This window comes from Streptomyces sulphureus DSM 40104 (assembly GCF_000381025.1).
Taxonomy (GTDB): domain Bacteria; phylum Actinomycetota; class Actinomycetes; order Streptomycetales; family Streptomycetaceae; genus Streptomyces; species Streptomyces sulphureus.
The window spans coordinates 99,735-117,104 of record NZ_KB905823.1 but is presented as its reverse complement, the minus strand read 5'-3'; the positions used below and the strand labels follow the sequence as shown (position 1 = coordinate 117,104).

The window sequence follows — 17,370 nt, the reverse complement described above, 5'->3', positions numbered from 1 at the left end:
CCGGTTCAGACGTGGCGGAGAGGCGGGCGGTGCAGACCGACGGTGCAGTGGACGAAGCGGTCGACGTGCGGCGGCACGTGGTCCGTACCGATGCGGTGCTGGCCGATCCGCGGCTGTCGGCGGCTGTGGAGCGGCTGGGTGCGGGCGTGGTCAAGCCTCTTGTGAGGGCGGCACAGGAGCGGGCGCGGCAAGGTGCGGTGCCGGTCGATGCGGTAGCGGACCTCGTGGTGGCGGCCCTGCCTCGTACGTGTGGTGGCTTGCGGCCGGTCATCAACGCGACCGGGGTGGTGCTCCACACCAATCTGGGGCGTGCGCCCTTGTCGACTGCGGCTCGTGAGGCCGTGGCCGATGCGTGTGGTTGCACCGATGTGGAGTGGGACCTGGAGAGCGGTCGGCGGTCGCGACGAGGGCGGACGGTTCTCGACGCGCTGCTCGGCGCGGTGCCGGATGCGGAGGCGGCTCACGTGGTCAACAACGGGGCCGGTGCTCTGGTGTTGGCTGCGACGGCGCTGGCGAGCGGCAGGGAGATCGTCGTCAGCCGTGGCGAGATGGTGGAGATCGGGGACGGGTTCCGGTTGCCGGATCTGCTGGTCTCGACGGGGGCGAGGCTGCGGGAGGTGGGGACGACCAACCGGACGTCGCCGGCGGACTACGCCGAGGCGGTGGGGCCCGGGACGGGATTCGTGCTGAAAGTGCATCCGTCGAACTTCCGGATCTGCGGGTTCACGCGCAGTGTGCAGGTCGCCGAGTTGGCTCAGTTGGGTGTGCCGGTCGTCGCCGACATCGGCTCGGGTCTCCTCGCGCCCGATCCGGTGCTGCCCGAGGAGCCGGATGCGCGGAGCTGGTTGCGCGCGGGGGCGTCGGTCGTGACGGCGAGTGGGGACAAGCTGCTCGGTGGTCCGCAGTGCGGTCTGGTCCTGGGCGAGGGGCAGTTGCTGCGGCGGATGGCGCGGCATCCGCTGTCGCGGGCGTTGCGCGTCGACAAGTTGACGCTCGCGGCGTTGGAAGCGACGGTGCGCGGGCCGGAGACGCCGACACATGCGGCGTTGCACGCGCAGGTGGGGGCGCTGCGGGTGCGTGCCGAGCGGTTGGCGGGGTTGCTGCGCGATGCCGGTGTGGATGCGCGGGCGGTGTCCGTCGAGTCGGCCGTGGGGGGCGGTGGTGCGCCGGGGGTGGGGTTGGCGAGCGCCGCGGTCTCGCTGCCCGAGTCGTTTGCGGAGCTGTTGCGTACGGGGGCGCCGCCGGTGGTGGGGCGTGTTGAGGAGGGGCGGTGCCTGCTGGATGTGCGGGCTGTGGGTGAGGAGTTGGACGAGGTGCTCGTGGGTGCCGTTCGCGCTGTTTCGGGGAGGTGAGGGCGGTGCACGTGGTGGCGACGGCCGGGCACGTCGATCATGGGAAGTCCACGTTGCTCAGGGCGCTCACCGGTATGGAGCCGGATCGGTGGGAGGAGGAGCGGCGGCGGGGGCTCACTCTGGACCTGGGGTTCGTCTGGGGGCCGCTCGGGCCGGGTGGGGGGTCGCTGGCGTTCGTGGATGTGCCGGGGCACGAGAAGTTGGTCGGGAACATGCTCGCCGGTGTGGGGCCTGTGCCGGCCGTGCTGCTGGTGGTCGCGGCGGACCAGGGGTGGCAGCCGCAGTCGGAGGAGCACCTGGCGATCGTCGACGCGTTGGGGGTGCGGGACGGGCTGCTGGTGGTCACGCGCAGCGATCTCGCCGATCCGGGGCCGGTGCTGCGGGAGGCGCGGGGGCGGGTCGCCGAGAGCTCTCTGGGACGGGTCGAAGCGGTGCCGGTGAGCGCGGTCTCCGGGGAGGGGATGGGGGCGTTGCGGGCGGCGCTCGTGCGGCTCGCGGCGGGGCTGCCGGACGCGGATCGGGAGGCGGACGTGCGGCTGTGGGCGGATCGGGTGTTCACCGTGCGCGGTCGCGGAACGGTGGTCACCGGGACGCTCGGCGGGGGGAGGCTCCGTGTCGGGGAGCGGCTTGTCGTCGCGGACGGCTCTGCTGCGGGGGCGACGGTGCGGGTGCGGGGGTTGCAGTGTCTCGGCGAGGAGCGCGCGGGGGTGGAAGCGGTGGCGAGGGTGGCCGTCGATGTGCACGGTGCGGGTGCGGGGCGCCTTCGGCGCGGGGGTGCTTTGGTGACGCCGGGGCGGTGGGCAGGCGCCGAGCTGGTGGATGTGCGGGTGCGGGGAGACGAGGCCGGTGCGCTGCCGCGTCGGCTTGTGCTGCACGTCGGGGCTGCTGCGGTGCCGGTGGGGGTGCGGCCGCTGGGGCGGGACACGGTGCGGCTCTCGCTGGAGCGGTCGCTGCCGCTGCGCGTCGGTGACCGGGCTCTGCTGCGTGATCCGGGGCTGCACCGGGTTGCGGGCGGGGTCACCGTCCTCGACGTGCGGCCGCCGCGGCTGGCGCGGCGGGGTGCGGCCGTTGCGCGGGCGGTGGAGCTCGAGGGCATGAGCGGTGTTCCGGATGGTGCGGACGAGGTGCGGAGGCGCGGTCTGGTCCGGGGGGACGATCTTCTCGCCATGGGGGTGCCTGCTGCGGGTGTCGAGGTGGCCGACGGGTGGTTCGCCGATCCTGCCCACTGGGCCGGTTTGGGCGAGCAGTTGGAGGCCGCGGTGGCTGCGCATGCCGCACGTCATCCGTTGGACCCGGGGTTGAGCACCGAAGCGGCCCGGCGGGCGCTCGGTCTGCCCGAACGGGCGCTGGTGGACGCGTTGTTGGGGACGCGGGGCGCTCGCGCGCTGCGGCAGCGGGAGGGGAAGCTGTACGGGGAGGCGGAGCTGCCCAGGTTGCCCGCCGGGGTGCGGGAGGCGGTCGAGGCGGTGCGTCGGGATCTCGCGGCTGCTCCGTTCCGGGCGCCGGAGGCTGGGCGTCTCGCCGAACTTGGGCTGCGGAAACGGGAGTTGGCCGCGGCGTGTGCGGCGGAAGCGTTGTGGAAGGTGGCGGACGGGATCGTGCTGCTGCCGGGGGCGGACGTGCGGGCGGCCGAGGTTCTCGCCGGGTTGGGGAGGCCGTTCACGCTGAGTGAGGCGAGACAGGCGCTGGATACATCACGGCGGGTGGCAGTCCCGCTGCTGGAGTGTCTGGACCGGCAGGGCCGAACGGAGCGTGTGGACGACGTCCGCCGGCGCTGTCGGACGGCGGGGCGCGGGCAGTGAACCGGCGTGCCTTGCACGGCAGTTGGAGCGGAGGCGGACGGGAATCGAACCCGCCTGCCCGAGATCCTCGGGCACCTCGGTTTTGAAGACCGGGAGGGCCACCAGGCACCCACACGCCTCCTCGTCCGGTACGTGCCGGGCGAACGGGGACAAACTATCGGTAGTCCGGCCGGGTGTGGCGGAGTACGCGCAGGGAGGAGAAGAAGGATGACGTCGATCGAGGAAGAAGCCGTGGCAGGAGGCGAGGAGAGCGCCGGCGGGCGGGTGCGGCTGACGCAGTTCGCGCACGGTGGCGGTTGCGCCTGCAAGATTCCGCCCGGCGAGTTGGAGGAGATGGTTGCCGGTCTGCGGGTGCCGCAGGCCGGGTCGGGCGAGCTGCTTGTCGGGGTGGAGACCGGGGACGACGCGGCGGTGGTGCGGTTGCCGGGGCCTCGGGAGGGCGGTACCGCGGTGATCTCGACGGCGGACTTCTTCACGCCGGTGGTGGACGGGGCGTACGACTGGGGGCGGATCGCGGCGGCGAACGCGCTGTCTGACGTGTACGCGATGGGCGGGCGCCCGGTGATGGCCGTCAATCTGCTCGCCTGGCCGCGTGAGTTGCTGCCGTTGGATCTGGCGAGGGAGGTGTTGCGCGGCGGTCTGGACGTCGCCGCCGAGGCGGGTTGCCACGTGGGCGGTGGGCACAGCGTCGACGATCCGGAGCCGAAGTACGGGATGGCCGTGACCGGGGTCGCCGATCCGGCGCGGCTGCTGCGGAACGACACGGGGGTTGCCGGGCTGCCGTTGTCGCTGACGAAACCGCTGGGGCTCGGTGTGCTGAACAACCGTCACAAGACGACCGGGGAGTGGTTCGCTCAGGCGGTCGAGACGATGGTGACGCTCAACCGCGGTGCGGCGGAGGGGGCGTTGGCCGCCGGGGCGCGGTGTGCGACGGACGTGACGGGGTTCGGGCTTCTGGGGCATCTGCACAAGCTGGCTCGGGCGTCCAAGGTGAGCGCGCTCGTCGACGCGGGGGCCGTGCCGTACCTCGACGGAGCGCGGGAGGCGGTGCGGGACGGATACGTCAGCGGTGGCACGCGGCGAAACCTGGAGTGGGTGGCCCCCTTCACCGACTTCGGCGCGGTGGACGAGGAGACGCGGCTGCTGCTGGCCGACGCGCAGACCTCGGGCGGGCTGCTGGTGGCGGGCGAGGTGCCGGGGGCTCCCGTCGTGGGAGAGTTGGTGCCGCGCGGGGAGCGGAGTGTGGTGGTGCGTTGAGCGGCCGTCATCGCTGGGTGCCGGTGTGTGCGTCGATTCCGGCCAACCGGCGGTAGTCCCGGACGAGTTGGACGGCTGCGGGGCCGCGTGGGCGCCTGCCGGGGCGGATGTCGCAGGTGAGTGCCTTGGACTCCTGGATGTGGGTGTTGGGGTCGAGCGACATGTGGGTGAGTTCGTTGGCGGCGTCGCCCGTGGAGTAGCCGTTGGGCCCCCAGTGGTAGGGCAGGCCGATCTGGTGGACGGTGCGTCCTTGGACGGTGAGGGGCGCCATCCGGTCGGTGACGAGTACGCGCGCTTCGATGACGCCGCGTGCGGTGACGAGCGTGGCCCACCCGGTGTGGGTGAGACGGCGTTCCGTCGCGAGCTCCGGCGAGACCTCGCAGAAGAACTCGGGTTGCAGCTCTGCGAGGTAGGGCTGCCAGCGGGACATGCCGCCTGCGGTGTGGTGTTCGGTGAGGCGGTAGGTGGTCGCGATGTAGGGGAAGACGCCGGCGCCGGGTGCGGAACCGCTGGGTTGGTAATAGTTCTCGGGGCGGGTCGGCACGATGTCGCGTACGGGGTTGCGCTGCTGGGTGTAGAGCCGGTTGTCGAACGGGGATTCCTGAGCCTCGTAGTGGGTCGGCAGGGGGCCGTCGGCGAGTCCGGCCGGTACGTAGAGCCATGCCTTGCCGTCGGCCTGCATGACGAACGCGTCCGTGCCGGCGAGGGCTTCGGCTCCGGTGGAGCGCTCGGGCGGTTGGTAGTCCGGCGGCTTGTTCTTGGCGAAGTCGGGGATGTCGTGGCCGGTCCACTGGCGCTGCTCCGCGTCCCACCACACCAGGGCTTTGCGCTCGCTCCACGGTGCGCCGTCGGGGTCGGCGGACGCCCGGTTGTAGAGGATGCGGCGGTTGGCGGGCCAGGCCCAACCCCATTCGTTGGCCACCCAGTTCTGTTCCGTGCCGGGCTTGCGGCGTGCTGACTGGTTGACGCCGTCGGCGCGGACACCGCAGTAGATCCAGCAGCCGCAGGCGGTGGAGCCGTCCGTCCGGAGCTGTTCGTAGGAGGCGAGGGGGCGGCCCTCGGCGTCGTGGCCGTTGATCTCGGCGAGCACAGCCTCCGCGTCCGGTTCGTCGAGGGGGCCCTTTGTCGGGTACTGCCAGTTCAGGTCGAGCAGGGGGCGGTCGGCCTCGTCGTCGGAGGTCGCGAGCTTGTTTCTGATGATGCGGCCGAGGTGGTACATGAACCACAGGTCGCTTCGGGCGTCCCCGGGCGGCTCGACTGCCTGGTGGTGCCACTGGAGCATGCGCTGGGTGTTGGTGAAGCTGCCGTCCTTCTCGGTGTGGGCGGCGGCCGGGAGGAAGAACACCTCGGTGCCGATGTCCTCGGTGCGCAGTTCGCCGGTCTCGATCTCGGGGCCGTCCTGCCACCAGGTGGCGGACTCCACGAGGGAGAAGTCGCGTACGACGAGCCAGTCGAGCGCGGCCATGCCGAGGCGCTGCCGTTTGGCGTTGGACGAGCCGACGGCCGGGTTCTCGCCCATCAGGAAGTAGCCCTTGCAGACACCGTCGAGCTGGGCGGTGATGGTGTCGTAGGTGCTGTGCGAGCCGGTGAGGCGGGGCAGGTAGTCGAAGCAGAACTGGTTGTCCTCGGTCGCGGCGTCGCCCCAGTAGGCCTTGAGGAGGCTGACGAGGTAGGCGCGCATGTCGCCCCAGTAGCCCTTGCGGGGTGCGAGTGCGTCGACGAACTTCTCGAGGTCCTCCGCCTTGTGCGCGTAGGGCATCGGGATGTAGCCGGGCAGCAGGTTGAAGAGGGTGGGGATGTCGGTCGAACCCTGGATGGAGGCGTGTCCGCGCAGTGCGAGGATGCCACCGCCGGGGCGGCCGATGTTGCCGAGCAGGGTCTGGAGGATGGAGGCTGCGCGGATGTACTGCACGCCGACCGTGTGCTGGGTCCAGCCGACGGCGTAGGCGAACGCGGTGGTGCGGTCGCGTCCGGAGTTGTCGGTGAGCAGGCGGCACACCTCGAGGAACTGTTGCTGCGGTACTCCGCACACCTCCTCGACCAACTCTGGTGTGTACCGGGCGTAGTGCCGCCGCAGCACCTGGAAGACGCACCGCGGGTGGGTGAGGGTGTCGTCCCGCCTGGGTTGTCCCTCACCGACGGTCGCGCCGCCCGAACCGTGCGACTCCCCACGCGCAGCGCCGGTGAACGAGCCGTTGGTTCTCGGCTCCTGGTCGCGGTGGCCCGAAGCGGCCTCCACCACCAGGCCCTCGTACTGCCAGGTGCTGTTGTCGTACGTGCGGCTCTCCGGGTCGAGGCCGGAGAAGACGCCGTCCAGGTCCTCGGTGTCGCGGTACTCGTCGGTGAGGACGGCGGCGGCGTTGGTGTAGGCGAGCACGTAGTCGCGGAAGTACTTCTCGTGCTCGAGGACGTAGTTGATGACGCCGCCGAGGAAGGCGATGTCGGTTCCGGCCCGCAGCGGGACGTGTACGTCGGCGAGGGCGCTGGTCCTGGTGAAGCGCGGGTCGACGTGGATCAGCTTGGCTCCGCGGGCCTTCGCCTCCATCACCCATTGGAACCCGACGGGGTGGCACTCGGCCATGTTGGAGCCCTGGATGACGATGCAGTCGGAGTGCTGGAGGTCCTGCTGGAAGGTGGTCGCGCCGCCGCGGCCGAACGAGGTTCCCAGACCGGGAACGGTGGAGGAGTGTCAAATACGGGCCTGGTTCTCCACCTGTACCGCTCCGAGAGCCGTGAACAGCTTCTTGATGAGGTAGTTCTCCTCGTTGTCCAGGGTGGCGCCGCCCAGGCTCGCGATGCCGAGCGTGCGGCGGGTGCGGGAGCCCTCGGCCTCCCACTGCCAGCCCTCCCGGCGGGACTTGATCACGCGGTCCGCGATCATGTCCATCGCCGTGGCGAGGTCGAGCCGCTCCCAGCGGGTGCTGTGGGGCCGCCGGTACAGGACACGGTGCTCGCGCGCCGATCCCGTCGTGAGTTGGAGGCTGGCGGCGCCCTTGGGGCAGAGCCGGCCGCGTGAGACCGGGGAGTCGGGGTCGCCCTCGATCTGGGTGATCCGCTCGTCCTGGACGTAGATGTTCTGGCCGCAGCCGACGGCGCAGTACGGGCAGATCGACTTGACGATCCTGTCGGCGGTGCCGAGGCGGGGGGCGAGGTGCTCGCTCACGGCGCTCTTGGCTGCGGCGCCCCGGCCGAGCGGGTCGCTGCCCGTCAACTGCCGGTAGACCGGCCACGATTCGATCCAGGTCCGCACGCCCATGGGCCGTCCTTTTTCCTCGCTTCCGTCCGGTCGCCCGTGTGTCGCCGGGCTCCGTTCCGGGCTCGCTCGCCGATGCTCTCACGTGAACAGTGCGGCGGCGCGGCGGACGCGGTGCCGTGTCCAGCGGGGGCGGCGGCTGTTCGTTGCGTCGGACGGTGCAGGGGACGGCGGTGTGTCCGCCGCGCCGCCGTGTGGACACGGTCCGTAGTGCCCGATCGTGGCCTCAGGTTCGTCATGGGTCGTCAGCATGCTGTCCGTGGGTGGCGCCGTACCGCCGGCGCGGCGTCAACTCGTCGCGGCGCTCGGCTTGTTGCGCTGTTTCTTGAGCCTGGCGCGCTGCGGTACGACCGTGTACTTCGGGTCCTCCGCCGAGGCGACGCCCGCCCGGAAGACGCCGAAGCGCAGCATCGCCGACCCCGCGAGCAGGGCAGCTCCGGCGACCGACGCCGCCACGCGGCTGCGCCGTCCGGCGCAGACGGCGAGGAGCGTACCGCCGACGGTCAGCGCCTTCGACGCCCGCATGAGGGTGCCTGCGTGGCCCTGCTCGAACGGTTCAGAGGTCAGGACGATGCGCCGCTTCATTACCTGCGTGCTGCCGAGTTCGAGCCCGGCTCCCAGCGAAGCGAGCTTGCACGCCGGGGCCGTCTCCGCCACGGGGGCGGCGAGGAGGCCCACTCCGGCTGCTGCGGCGGCGCCCGATCCGGCGAAGGCGAACGGGAGTTGACGGTACCCGTCGTGCCACGACGGGACGGCGGTGTCGGCGAGGAGCACGGCCGTGTAGGTGGTGACGAGGGGACCGAGCACCGCGGCGCCCGCGGTCGCCGCCGCGCCGGCCGGGCGGTACCTCCCGGAGACGTCGCTCAGCAGGGCGGCCATCGTCAGCGGCGCGTATCCGGCGAGCAGCCAGGAGCCCACGTTCATGGGTGAGGTGGGTTTGAAGACGCGCAGCATGTTCAGGAACCGCTCCGGCCTGCCGAGGTCGTGGATGAGTGCGACGAGGGAGAGGGAAACGGCCCCGGTGGCCGAGGACTTGGCGACCAGGGCCAGCCGGCGCCGTGCGGTCAGGTGGGCGCCGGCCGCGAGGAGGGAGGAGGCGCCGGCGAGGCCGCCGAGGTAGAGGTAGCCGGCGATGTCGAGCGCCTCCCACCTCGGTGGGTTGAGGACCGGCATGCCGTAGTACGTGGAGAACTCCGCCTCGGGGACCACGGGCCGCTCTCCCCGCCCGCCGCGCCGGCGGCGGCCGGCGGCGCGGCCGGTGACCGCTTCCCTGCCCGGGCGTGCACCGCGGACGCCCTCGGGGGTGACGTCGGACTCGCTCAACGGTGGCTCCTTCCGAGGAAGCTGACGGCGACCCCGGCGGTGAGGGTCACGGCGGCAGCGGCCGCGTACCGCCACATCGACGGCAGGTCCCTGGTCGTGACGACGGGGTCGGGCGGGAGCCCGTACACCTCCGGCTCGTCGAGGAGGAGGAAGAAGGCGCCGTCGCCGCCGACACCGTCCTGGGGGTCCTCCCCGTAGAGCCGGGCGTCGAGGACGCCCGCGCTGTGGAGTTGCGCGACTCGGGAGGCCGCTCGCTCCCGGAGCTGTTCGAGGGGGCCGAACTGGATCGAGTCGGTCGGGCACGCCTTGGCGCATGCCGGCTCCGCGCCGACGCCGAGCCGGTCGTAGCAGAGGGTGCATTTCCAGGCCCGTCCGTCGTCGGGCCGCTGGTCGATGACGCCGTAGGGGCAGGCGGGGATGCAGTAGCCGCAGCCGTTGCAGATGTCCTCCTGGACGACGACGGTTCCGAACTCGGTGCGGAAGAGCGATCCGGTCGGGCAGACGTCGAGGCAGGCGGCATGGGTGCAGTGTTTGCAGACGTCCGAGGACATCAGCCAGCGCAGTTCGGTGCGGCCGTCGGGTGCGAGGGGCGAGGTCTCGCCTGCGGGGGCTCCGGGGAGTGCGTCCGCGGGGGCGGGTGCGGTGGCGCCGGGCCCCGGGGAGGCGATGGTGACGCCGAGGCCGGCTGCGGCCCGGAAGATGTCGACGTTGTCGTGGCTGACGCCGGGTTCCTGGCCGCCGAGCGGCTTGCGCTGCTCGATGAAGGCGACGTGCCGCCACGTATCGGAGCTGAGTCGGCGGCTGTTGTCGTAGGACATGCCCGTCAGCTCGAGGCCGTCCGCGGGGACGGCGTTCCACTCCTTGCACGCCACTTCGCAGGCCTTGCAGCCGATGCACACCGAGGTGTCGGTGAAGAAGCCCATGCGCGGCGGGTGGTCGGCGCCGGGCTGCGGCGGTCCCTGTTCGGTCATGAGCGCCATCTTCCTTCGGCGGAGGGGGTGCTGCGGAGCGGCCCGGCTTGCCCGGGCGGTGCGCGGTGCGTCCAGTCTCGGTTCTTTCGCCGTCGGCGGCCTGTTGGGGCGGGGTCAGGCGGCTTGGGCGTGTCGGCGCTGCGGCTCGTCAGCGGACAGTTCGACGCGGTCGCGGAAGTATCGGTTGCTCAACGTGTCGTTCAGCGGTACCTCGGGACGTCCTCCTCCACCGCCGTGAGGAAGGCGTGGGCCTTCTGGTGTCCGCCTGCGGAGGCGGGCCTCACCCGTCGGGTCTCCGTGGAGCAGGCACCGACGGCCGCCGACCCGGAGTCGTTCGCCGCCCCCGCTCCCGAAGGCGGCCCCGCGCCGTTCCGGCTGGTCGACGCGGCGGACGCGGCCGTGGCTTCGTGCGGGGCGAGCTCACCGGCGCTGTGAGCTGCTGCGTCGGCTCGCTGCGGCCGAGCTCTCCGCCCGGGTTTCCGAGCACACCGTACTCACGGCCGACTCCGGGTCGGCGCCGGCGTGAGGGGCTCGCAATGTCGCTCTGCGCAACGGGATGCGTGTCGGCTCTCCGGCTGCTTCGTACGGTCTCGGGGGACGGCGGGCAGCCGCCCCGCTTGCCGGGCGGGCCGGGGTCAGGCGCGGGAGGCGACCTGGTACAGGGCGCCCGCCTCGCTCTCCTGCAGTTCGTTGGCGAGGCGGTGGACGGACACCAGGTCGTGCAGGACCAGGCGGGTCTCCTCGACGGGCAGTCCGGCTTCCCGGGCCACGTCGTGGAGGGGGACCGCCTCGCCGCCCGTCGCCTCCTCCCTCTCGGCGAGTGCGCGGAAGACCCTCTCGTGACGCGCGTCGTACGGTTGGGTGGCGCGGTCCCGGAAGTCGCGGGCCGGCTCGGTCGCCGCCTTGTCGTACACGTCCTCCTCAGCGAGGTCGCCCGCTCTCCACTCCTGCTTCCCGCGGTGCAGGGCTCCCACCTTCTTCTCGTGGGAGGCGGCGTCGCCGCCCTTGAGGTGGCGAGGCTGCTTCGAGGCGCCCGTGGTCTCGCCCCGGGCGCTCGGCCGGTCGCCCGCCTTCTCGGCCTCGTGGGCTGCGGCGCGACGTTCGTCCTCGTCGCCTTCCACCTTCTTACGGACCATGCCGGGGACCGCCTTCCTCGTCGGCTTCCGACTGGAGCGCGCCGGGGCGCCGTGGCCGCGGAAGCACTCCACATCCGCGGCTCGGGTTCCTCGCTCGCGCCACCGTATGCACGCGTGACCGGCTGCACGGAGACCGATCGGCCCGGCGGGGGTCCCGCCTGCGGGCGCGGTTCCGACCTCCGCTCGCGTGGCTGGGTTCTCGTCCACTCCTCGGACGAGTCGAGAGCCGTCCGGCGCCGGTTCGTCCGCCGGGGCTCGACTTCGTCCGGCTCTCGGAGAGCAAGAACGCCAAGAGCCCGCTGCACCCCGGCTTCCGCCCTGACGACCGGGACGCCGAGGTGGCTCGTCCGGTGGCGCTCGGCGCGTCGATACGGCGAGCAGTCGCGGGCACCGCCGGCGAGCCCCGAGGGCAACGAGTCATGTGTCCTCGGGCAGCGGCGTCCGTAAGGGTCCGGGTCTCGGCCTGCTCGTGCGGCGCGGTCGGCCGGCCCCGTCAGCAGCGGCGGTAGACGTGCTCCTGTTCGTCGGCCGGGACGAGGGCGCGGTCGCGGAGGATCGTCGAACGGGGCGTGTCCCCGGCGCGGCACACCCGGGAGAAGTCGGTGTCCAGGTTGTCGGTGTACTCGACGTCGAGGACGCGGGCGCCGTAGACGCGGGTGTACGAGGCGCACTCGCGGTACTGCGCGCACTCCTCGGCGACGGCGAAGTCGAAGCCCGCCTGCTTGCCGCGTGCGGTGTATTCGGCCGCGTTCTTCTGGCCGATCGCCAGGCCGGCAGCGTGTGCGGTGCGTGCGAGCGCCGCCGCGAGTGCGAAGTTGTCCTCGGGGGTGAGCGCGCCGCGGGAGCGGGTGAAGGAGTCGAGGTTGTCGATCTCCACCGCCTCGAAGCCCTTCTTCGCGCAGCGGGACACGGTTTTGCCGAGCACCTCGGCCAGGCGGGCCCGGCTGGAGGCGGTCGAGGTGTCGAGGAGGAGTTCGTCCGGCCACTCCTCGTCGGCGAGGGGGCGGCCCTCGGCGTCGTCGAGGACGAGGTCGCGGTGGTGCGCCAGCCACGTGCCGCGTGCGGCCGGCTGGGTCTGGAACCCGTTGACGTAGCAGACGTTGTAGGCGTCCGGGGCGGGGGAAGCCGTGCTGTCGCGGACGACGAGCCCCGTGCCCTCGGGCAGCGGGGAGGCACCGCCGAGTTGGTAGTCGAAGCGGACCCCGGCGGGCGGTGCCGACGGCGCGGACCGTTTCGTGTCGGTCGGTGGGGCGGGGCCGGTGCCGGCTGCCGTGGGGCCGCACCCGGCGAGCACGCCGAGCGCGACCGCTGCCGAGGCGGCGCGCGCTTTCTTCTGACCGGTCCACTCCCCCACGCCCCGATCCTATGCGTCGGCAAGGGGCGGGCCTTCCCCGGCTGTTGTGCGCGGGGCCTGGCCTGCGGTCTTCCGCGAGTGGACGCTTCGTGATCGGATGCCGTCGGCATGTCCACCGCGTCGAGAGGACGGCATGAACAGGCAGCGTGCGAGAGGTTCCGCAAGGACACGGCGGCAGTTGGTACGGGCGGCGGTGGCGGGGACGGCGCTCGCGGTCGTGCTGCCGGTTTCGGGTGCCGAGGCCGCCGACGTCGACGGCGGGGCGCCCACCGTCGAAGAGCAGCGGCTGGCGCAGGACGAGCCGCGGGAGGTTCTCCGGCGCAGCGGCTTCGACGACGCGGCTCCCGCGTTCCGGCATGCGCTGGGCGAGGCGCGGTCGGTCGGGGAGGCCGAACGCGTCGTCGTGCGGCACGGCAAGCGGCTCTGGCAGCGGGCCGTCGACCGGGTGCAGGGGCGCGGTGCGGCGGGCGGCGAGTTGAGCCGCGGTGACGATCGGCCGCTGTACTGGGCCCGGTTGGGGATGACGAAGGCGCTGCGCAGTTGGTCCCCCTCGTTCGCGCTCGACGAAGAGCGTCGGACGCGACTGCTGGAGAGGTTGGAGGTAGCCTCGCGCGGCCACGACTCGGCGCGGCTGCCGGCCGAGTCGGACGGGCTTCGGCGGGTGGTCGTCACGGGCTTCGATCCGTTCCAACTGGACGAGGACATACGGCGCAGCAACCCGTCGGGGGCTGCGGCGCTGGCGCTGGACGGCGCGGTGGTACGGACGGCGTCGGGCGAGCGGGCCCGGGTGGAGACGATGCTCTTCCCCGTGCGCTGGGACGACTTCGCGGACGGCATGGTGGAGACGGCGCTGCTTCCGGCGCTGCGCCAAGGGGCGCGGCAGACGGACGCGTTGGTCACCGTCAGCCAGGGCAGCCCGGGCCGGTTCGACGTCGAGCGGTACAACGGTGCGTGGCGGGGCGGCTCGCCGGACAACGTACGGGTGTCCCGCGCGGAGACGGTCCCGGTAGCGCCCGGTGTGCCCACGCCCGTTCCGCAGCCGCAGTGGACGGTGACGTCACTGCCGTACCGGGCGATCGTCGACGCGGACACGGGACGGTTCCCGGTCCGCGACAACACAGCGGTGACGGAGATCCCGGCGGACGGCGGGGAGCCGGTGGAGCGGCCCGACGGACCGACGCCGGGTTCGACGGCTCGGGCCGGGGGCGGCGGCAACTACCTGTCGAACGAGATCGCCTACCGGGCGACGCTGCTGCGCGACGCGGTGGGGGCACGCATCGCGGGCGGCCATCTCCACACGCCGGTACTGGAGTTCGGCGAGGACAACAGTGCGCCGGACGGCGGCCGGGTCAGCGATCCGGTCTTCGAGCGCAACCGGGAGGCCATCAGCGCGCAGGTGCGGGAGGTCGTGGAGGTGGTGGCCGAGCACGCGGGGCGGTGACGGCCGGCTGTCGGTGGCTGCGGGACGGCGTTCTCCCGTAGCCACCGCCAAGTCGTGCGGTTCTGAAGGCCGTTGGGAGCCGGTCCCGGTGTGGACAACTTGAACACGGACCGGCGTGGGGTGCACTTCGGGCTGCGCCGGTCGGCGCCCACGGGCGGTGCCCGGTTGGCACGGGCTCGCCGGGGCGATGCGCGAACAGGACCTGCCGTGGCGGATCGGTGCCGAGGGCGGCGGGGTGGTGCAGCGGAAGCGCCGTCCGGGTATGCGAGGCGCCTCGCCGACAGGATCGAACACCGCGTGGCGCAGAGCGACTTCACGGTTGCGCTGGGCGGTGACAGCTCCGTCGTGCCCGGCGCCTGCCTGGCCCTGTGTGCGAGGCGAGTCGGAGGACGCACTTCCCCAGGGGCGGGACGTCGGGGCGGTGTCGGAGCAAGCCCCCGTGTGCCCACGAACTGGCACACGGAAATGCGGTTGAAACCGCCGCGCGCCGCCAGGCAGTGTGTGACGGCAGCGGCGCGGAAGCCCGACGCCGCCGCGTCTGGCTCGCGGGCGTCGACTCGGTCCTGGCCCAAGGCCAGCGCGTCACCTCCGACCCCGGACGGCCGCAGCTCGGCCGGGCACGGAAGCGAGTCCGACCGTCCATGCGCGAGGAGTTGACATGCACGGCCCCCCGACCGTCCGGGAGATCCCCGCGACGGACGGCAGCACCGGCCCGTACGGCATCGCGGCCGGCCCCGACGCCGCGCTCTGGCTCACCTTCGCGCGCAGCGGCCGCCTCGCACGTCTGACGCTCGACGGGGAACTCACCTGGTACCCGCTGGATTCGCCCGCCTGCAGCCCCACCGCTATCGCGCCCGGGCCGGACGGCACGCTGTGGTTCGCCCGGTACGGGGACCACCGGATCGGCCGCGTCACCGCCGCCGGTCAGGTCGACTCCTTCCCCCTCCCGACACCGGACAGCGGGCCGTACGGGATCGCCGCTGGACCTGACGGTGCCATGTGGTTCGCGGAGCTCCACTCCGACCGCATCGGCCGCATCGCGGCCGACGGGGAGGTCACCGAGTTCCCCCTGCCCGTCACCGGCGCCTTCCCCTCCGCGCTCGTCGACGGCCCCGACGGCGCCCTGTGGTTCACCCTCAACCAGGCGCACGCGATCGGCCGGATCACGGTCGGCGGCGACGTCGCCCTCCACGCCCTGCCCACCGCGGGAGCGGCACCCGTGGGCCTGACCAGCGACGGCTCGGCGCTGTGGTTCGTCGAGATCGCGGCCGGCCAGATCGGCAGGATCTCGACGGACGGCGCGATCGACGAGTTCCCCCTCCCCGACCGCACGGCCCGGCCGCACGCGATCACCGCCACGTCCGCGGGCGAGTGCTGGTTCACCGAGTGGGGCGCCGGCCGCGTCGGCCGCATCACGGCGGGCGGCGACGTCACGGAGTACGAGCTGCCGTCGTCGGAACCGCACGGCATCACCGTGGGCCCCGACGGCGCCCTCTGGATCGCCCTCGAAGGAGGAGCCGTCGCACGGGTGACGCCGTAGCCGCGAACGCCCGTCGACGACGGGGCCGTTCGGCTCGGCTACGTGTCCACGCGCCGCGCCCGCCGCACCGCGTACCACACGCCCGAGAGCGCGAAGAGGCATCCGCTGACGGCGAGCCAGTGCCACAGGTACGGCTCGATCCGCAGGCCGGTGTGCGGGGCGAAGCGGTCCGAGGTGCGCAGGATCAGCGGCCAGTACACCGCGAGCAGCAGGACCGAGAGCCATGCGGGGACGCGCACGAAGTTCCGCACCGGTCCGGCGTAGGACGCGAGGCGCGACAGCGCACGGTCGAGCAGCGTGTACGCCGGCAGAACGACGGTGTCGTGGACGACGGCGGCGCCGAGCAACCACAGGGCGACGGGCAGCGGTTGGGGCCCGAGCAGCCGCCAGCCGGCGTACGCCGTCACGGCGAAGGAGGCGAAGGTCCCGAGCAGCACCACGGGGCTGCCGAGGCGGCGCGACGGTCCGCCGTTCACGGCCACGTCCCCTCGCCGAACCGGAGCTCGCTCACCCACTTGGTGTTGAGGACGCCGGGTGCGGCCGGCACGATGACGCGGGCCGGGTAGCCGTGGTCGTCGGAGAGCCGGGCCCCGTTGACGCGGAGCGCCAGGAGCGAGCGCGCGTCCGCGACCTGCTCCGCGGTGAGCGCCACCTGGTGGAAGGGGCCCTGCCGCTGGAGCGAGCGGACGAAGACGGGAAGCGCGGGGTCGTCGGCGTCCACGAGCCGGGCCAGGGTCCGCAGCGCGACGCCCTCCCAACGCTGGTCCTCGGTGGACCAGCCCTCGACACAGGCGATCGGCAACGCGGCGTGGCGCCACGGGAGTTCGGCGAGGTCGTCGCGGTGGAGCCGGACCCGGCGCCCGTGCGGCCCGTGGAGGTGGAGCGTCCACTCGGGCCCCGGGCGAGTGACGCCGGCGGCCGCTGCCGTGGTGTTGACGGGGAAGCCGTCGGGGCCGCTGCCGGGCGTCTGCCCGTGCGGGGCGAGCAGGGCCGTGGAGCGGAGGGGGCCGCCGAGGCTCTGTCCGACGGTGACCGCGGTGAGCGTGAGCGAGCCGAGGCCGACGGCGCCGAGGGCGCCGCGTCGGGAGAGCGTCGGCGGAGCCGGGGCGGTCGCCACGAGGCCGTGCGCGTCAGGAGGTTCGGGGGCCGTGGTGCGGAGGCGTGCGCGGAAGCCGCCGTCGCGGAGCGTACGGAGAGCGAGCGGAAGCCGCAGTGCGACGTGCAGCACGAAGGCGGCGGCGAAGATCCACGCGCCGTAGAAGTGGAGAGGGTAGAAGGAGCCGGGGAAGAGGTACTCGAGCTGGATGTTGAGGATGCCGGTCGCGAACTGCGAGAGGGCGCTGCCCACGAGAAGGAGGAGGGAGATCCGCTCCAGGGCCTGCGCGAGCGAGCGGAACGGCGGGTGCGCGAAGAGCCGCGGAATGACGGACCACAGCTTGGCGGCGAGGACGGGGACGAGCGCGATGCCGAGGGTGACGTGGACGCCTTGGGTGAGCCGGTAGAGCCAGCGCGGTCGGGTGGGCCACGAGACCAGCGGGATGCCGAGGAGCCCGCTGCCCGGGGTGGTGTTGTTGGTGGGCGCGAGGTCGGGGTGGTAGGCGGCGTGCGACAGCAGGCCGGTGAGAAGCAGCACCGGCGCCCCGACGAGCAGGGCGAGGCCGAGGAGCGAGGTGAGCCAGGGACCGCGCAGAGGGCTCCGCCAGCGGCTCGCGAAAGCGGGAAGCGGCGCCTGCGGACCGCGCGGGGATCTCATGCCGGTGAGCCTAGGGGCGAGGGCCGTCGGCGCGAGCGCACGTGGCGTCGTGTCGGGCCGCAAGCTGCGCCGGTGCCGCAACACCCGTGGTGCGCCGGGTGGTTCGGCGTGCGCGGTGGCTGTGCTGCTGCTCGGTGCTGTGCGAGGACAGAGGACGCGCTCCGGCCGGACCGCCGGAGCGCGTCGGG

At 72.9% G+C, this 17,370-nt stretch carries 13 protein-coding genes and 1 tRNA gene; 6 read left to right on the top strand and 8 right to left on the bottom strand.

The features are described from left to right. Positions 1 to 29: 29 nt before the first annotated feature. Positions 30 to 1,352 (top strand): L-seryl-tRNA(Sec) selenium transferase, encoded by a 1,323-nt coding sequence (selA, locus tag F603_RS0126035; RefSeq protein WP_019548877.1) that lies wholly within the window; start codon positions 30 to 32, stop codon positions 1,350 to 1,352. Positions 1,353 to 1,357: 5 nt separating this feature from the next. Continuing rightward, on the top strand, positions 1,358 to 3,154 hold the full coding sequence (locus F603_RS0126030) for a selenocysteine-specific translation elongation factor (protein ID WP_019548876.1): 1,797 nt from the start codon (positions 1,358 to 1,360) through the stop codon (positions 3,152 to 3,154). 23 nt (positions 3,155 to 3,177) lie between these two features. On the opposite strand, the gene F603_RS35245 is transcribed toward F603_RS0126030, so the two are convergent. Further along, a tRNA-Sec gene (locus F603_RS35245) sits at positions 3,178 to 3,275 on the bottom strand. Between the two features lie 86 nt (positions 3,276 to 3,361). Here F603_RS35245 and selD point away from each other — a divergent pair. Beyond that, positions 3,362 to 4,411, top strand: a complete 1,050-nt coding sequence (gene selD, locus F603_RS0126025) for a selenide, water dikinase SelD (RefSeq protein ID WP_019548875.1) — start codon at positions 3,362 to 3,364, stop codon at positions 4,409 to 4,411. 7 nt (positions 4,412 to 4,418) lie between these two features. Here selD and fdh read toward each other — a convergent pair whose 3' ends face one another. From fdh to F603_RS0126005, 3 genes are all read right to left on the bottom strand, one after another. After that, complete coding sequence (gene fdh / locus F603_RS0126020; RefSeq protein WP_245600904.1) at positions 4,419 to 7,667, bottom strand: formate dehydrogenase; 3,249 nt, start codon at positions 7,665 to 7,667, stop codon at positions 4,419 to 4,421. A gap of 285 nt (positions 7,668 to 7,952) precedes the next feature. Continuing rightward, positions 7,953 to 8,987: an NrfD/PsrC family molybdoenzyme membrane anchor subunit gene (gene nrfD, locus F603_RS0126010; protein ID WP_019548872.1), complete on the bottom strand. Its 1,035-nt coding sequence runs from the start codon at positions 8,985 to 8,987 to the stop codon at positions 7,953 to 7,955. Continuing rightward, positions 8,984 to 9,958: a 4Fe-4S dicluster domain-containing protein gene (locus F603_RS0126005; protein WP_026328720.1), complete on the bottom strand. Its 975-nt coding sequence runs from the start codon at positions 9,956 to 9,958 to the stop codon at positions 8,984 to 8,986. The genes nrfD and F603_RS0126005 overlap by 4 nt, the downstream gene beginning before the upstream one ends. A 234-nt stretch (positions 9,959 to 10,192) precedes the next feature. Here F603_RS0126005 and F603_RS35240 point away from each other — a divergent pair, with 234 nt between their 5' ends. Next, positions 10,193 to 10,393 (top strand): hypothetical protein, encoded by a 201-nt coding sequence (locus F603_RS35240; RefSeq protein WP_158678691.1) that lies wholly within the window; start codon positions 10,193 to 10,195, stop codon positions 10,391 to 10,393. Positions 10,394 to 10,593: 200 nt separating this feature from the next. On the opposite strand, the gene F603_RS0125990 is transcribed toward F603_RS35240, so the two are convergent. After that, positions 10,594 to 11,094, bottom strand: a complete 501-nt coding sequence (locus tag F603_RS0125990) for a hypothetical protein (protein ID WP_019548869.1) — start codon at positions 11,092 to 11,094, stop codon at positions 10,594 to 10,596. Between the two features lie 493 nt (positions 11,095 to 11,587). Next, on the bottom strand, positions 11,588 to 12,448 hold the full coding sequence (locus F603_RS0125985; RefSeq protein ID WP_019548868.1) for an endo alpha-1,4 polygalactosaminidase: 861 nt from the start codon (positions 12,446 to 12,448) through the stop codon (positions 11,588 to 11,590). A gap of 133 nt (positions 12,449 to 12,581) precedes the next feature. On the opposite strand from F603_RS0125985, the gene F603_RS0125980 reads away from it, so the two are divergent. Both F603_RS0125980 and F603_RS0125975 read left to right on the top strand, forming a co-directional pair. After that, positions 12,582 to 13,889, top strand: coding sequence for a pyroglutamyl peptidase (locus tag F603_RS0125980; protein WP_158678690.1), 1,308 nt, complete (start codon positions 12,582 to 12,584; stop codon positions 13,887 to 13,889). 658 nt (positions 13,890 to 14,547) lie between these two features. After that, positions 14,548 to 15,429 carry a Vgb family protein gene (locus F603_RS0125975; protein ID WP_019548866.1) on the top strand — a complete coding sequence of 294 codons (882 nt, stop codon included), beginning with the start codon at positions 14,548 to 14,550 and terminating at the stop codon, positions 15,427 to 15,429. A gap of 38 nt (positions 15,430 to 15,467) precedes the next feature. Here F603_RS0125975 and F603_RS0125970 read toward each other — a convergent pair whose 3' ends face one another. Then, on the bottom strand, positions 15,468 to 15,905 hold the full coding sequence (locus F603_RS0125970) for a hypothetical protein (protein ID WP_026328718.1): 438 nt from the start codon (positions 15,903 to 15,905) through the stop codon (positions 15,468 to 15,470). After that, positions 15,902 to 17,182, bottom strand: a complete 1,281-nt coding sequence (locus F603_RS0125965; RefSeq protein WP_019548864.1) for a molybdopterin-dependent oxidoreductase — start codon at positions 17,180 to 17,182, stop codon at positions 15,902 to 15,904. Before F603_RS0125965 ends, F603_RS0125970 begins: the two co-directional genes overlap by 4 nt. Between the last annotated feature and the right edge of the window lie 188 nt (positions 17,183 to 17,370).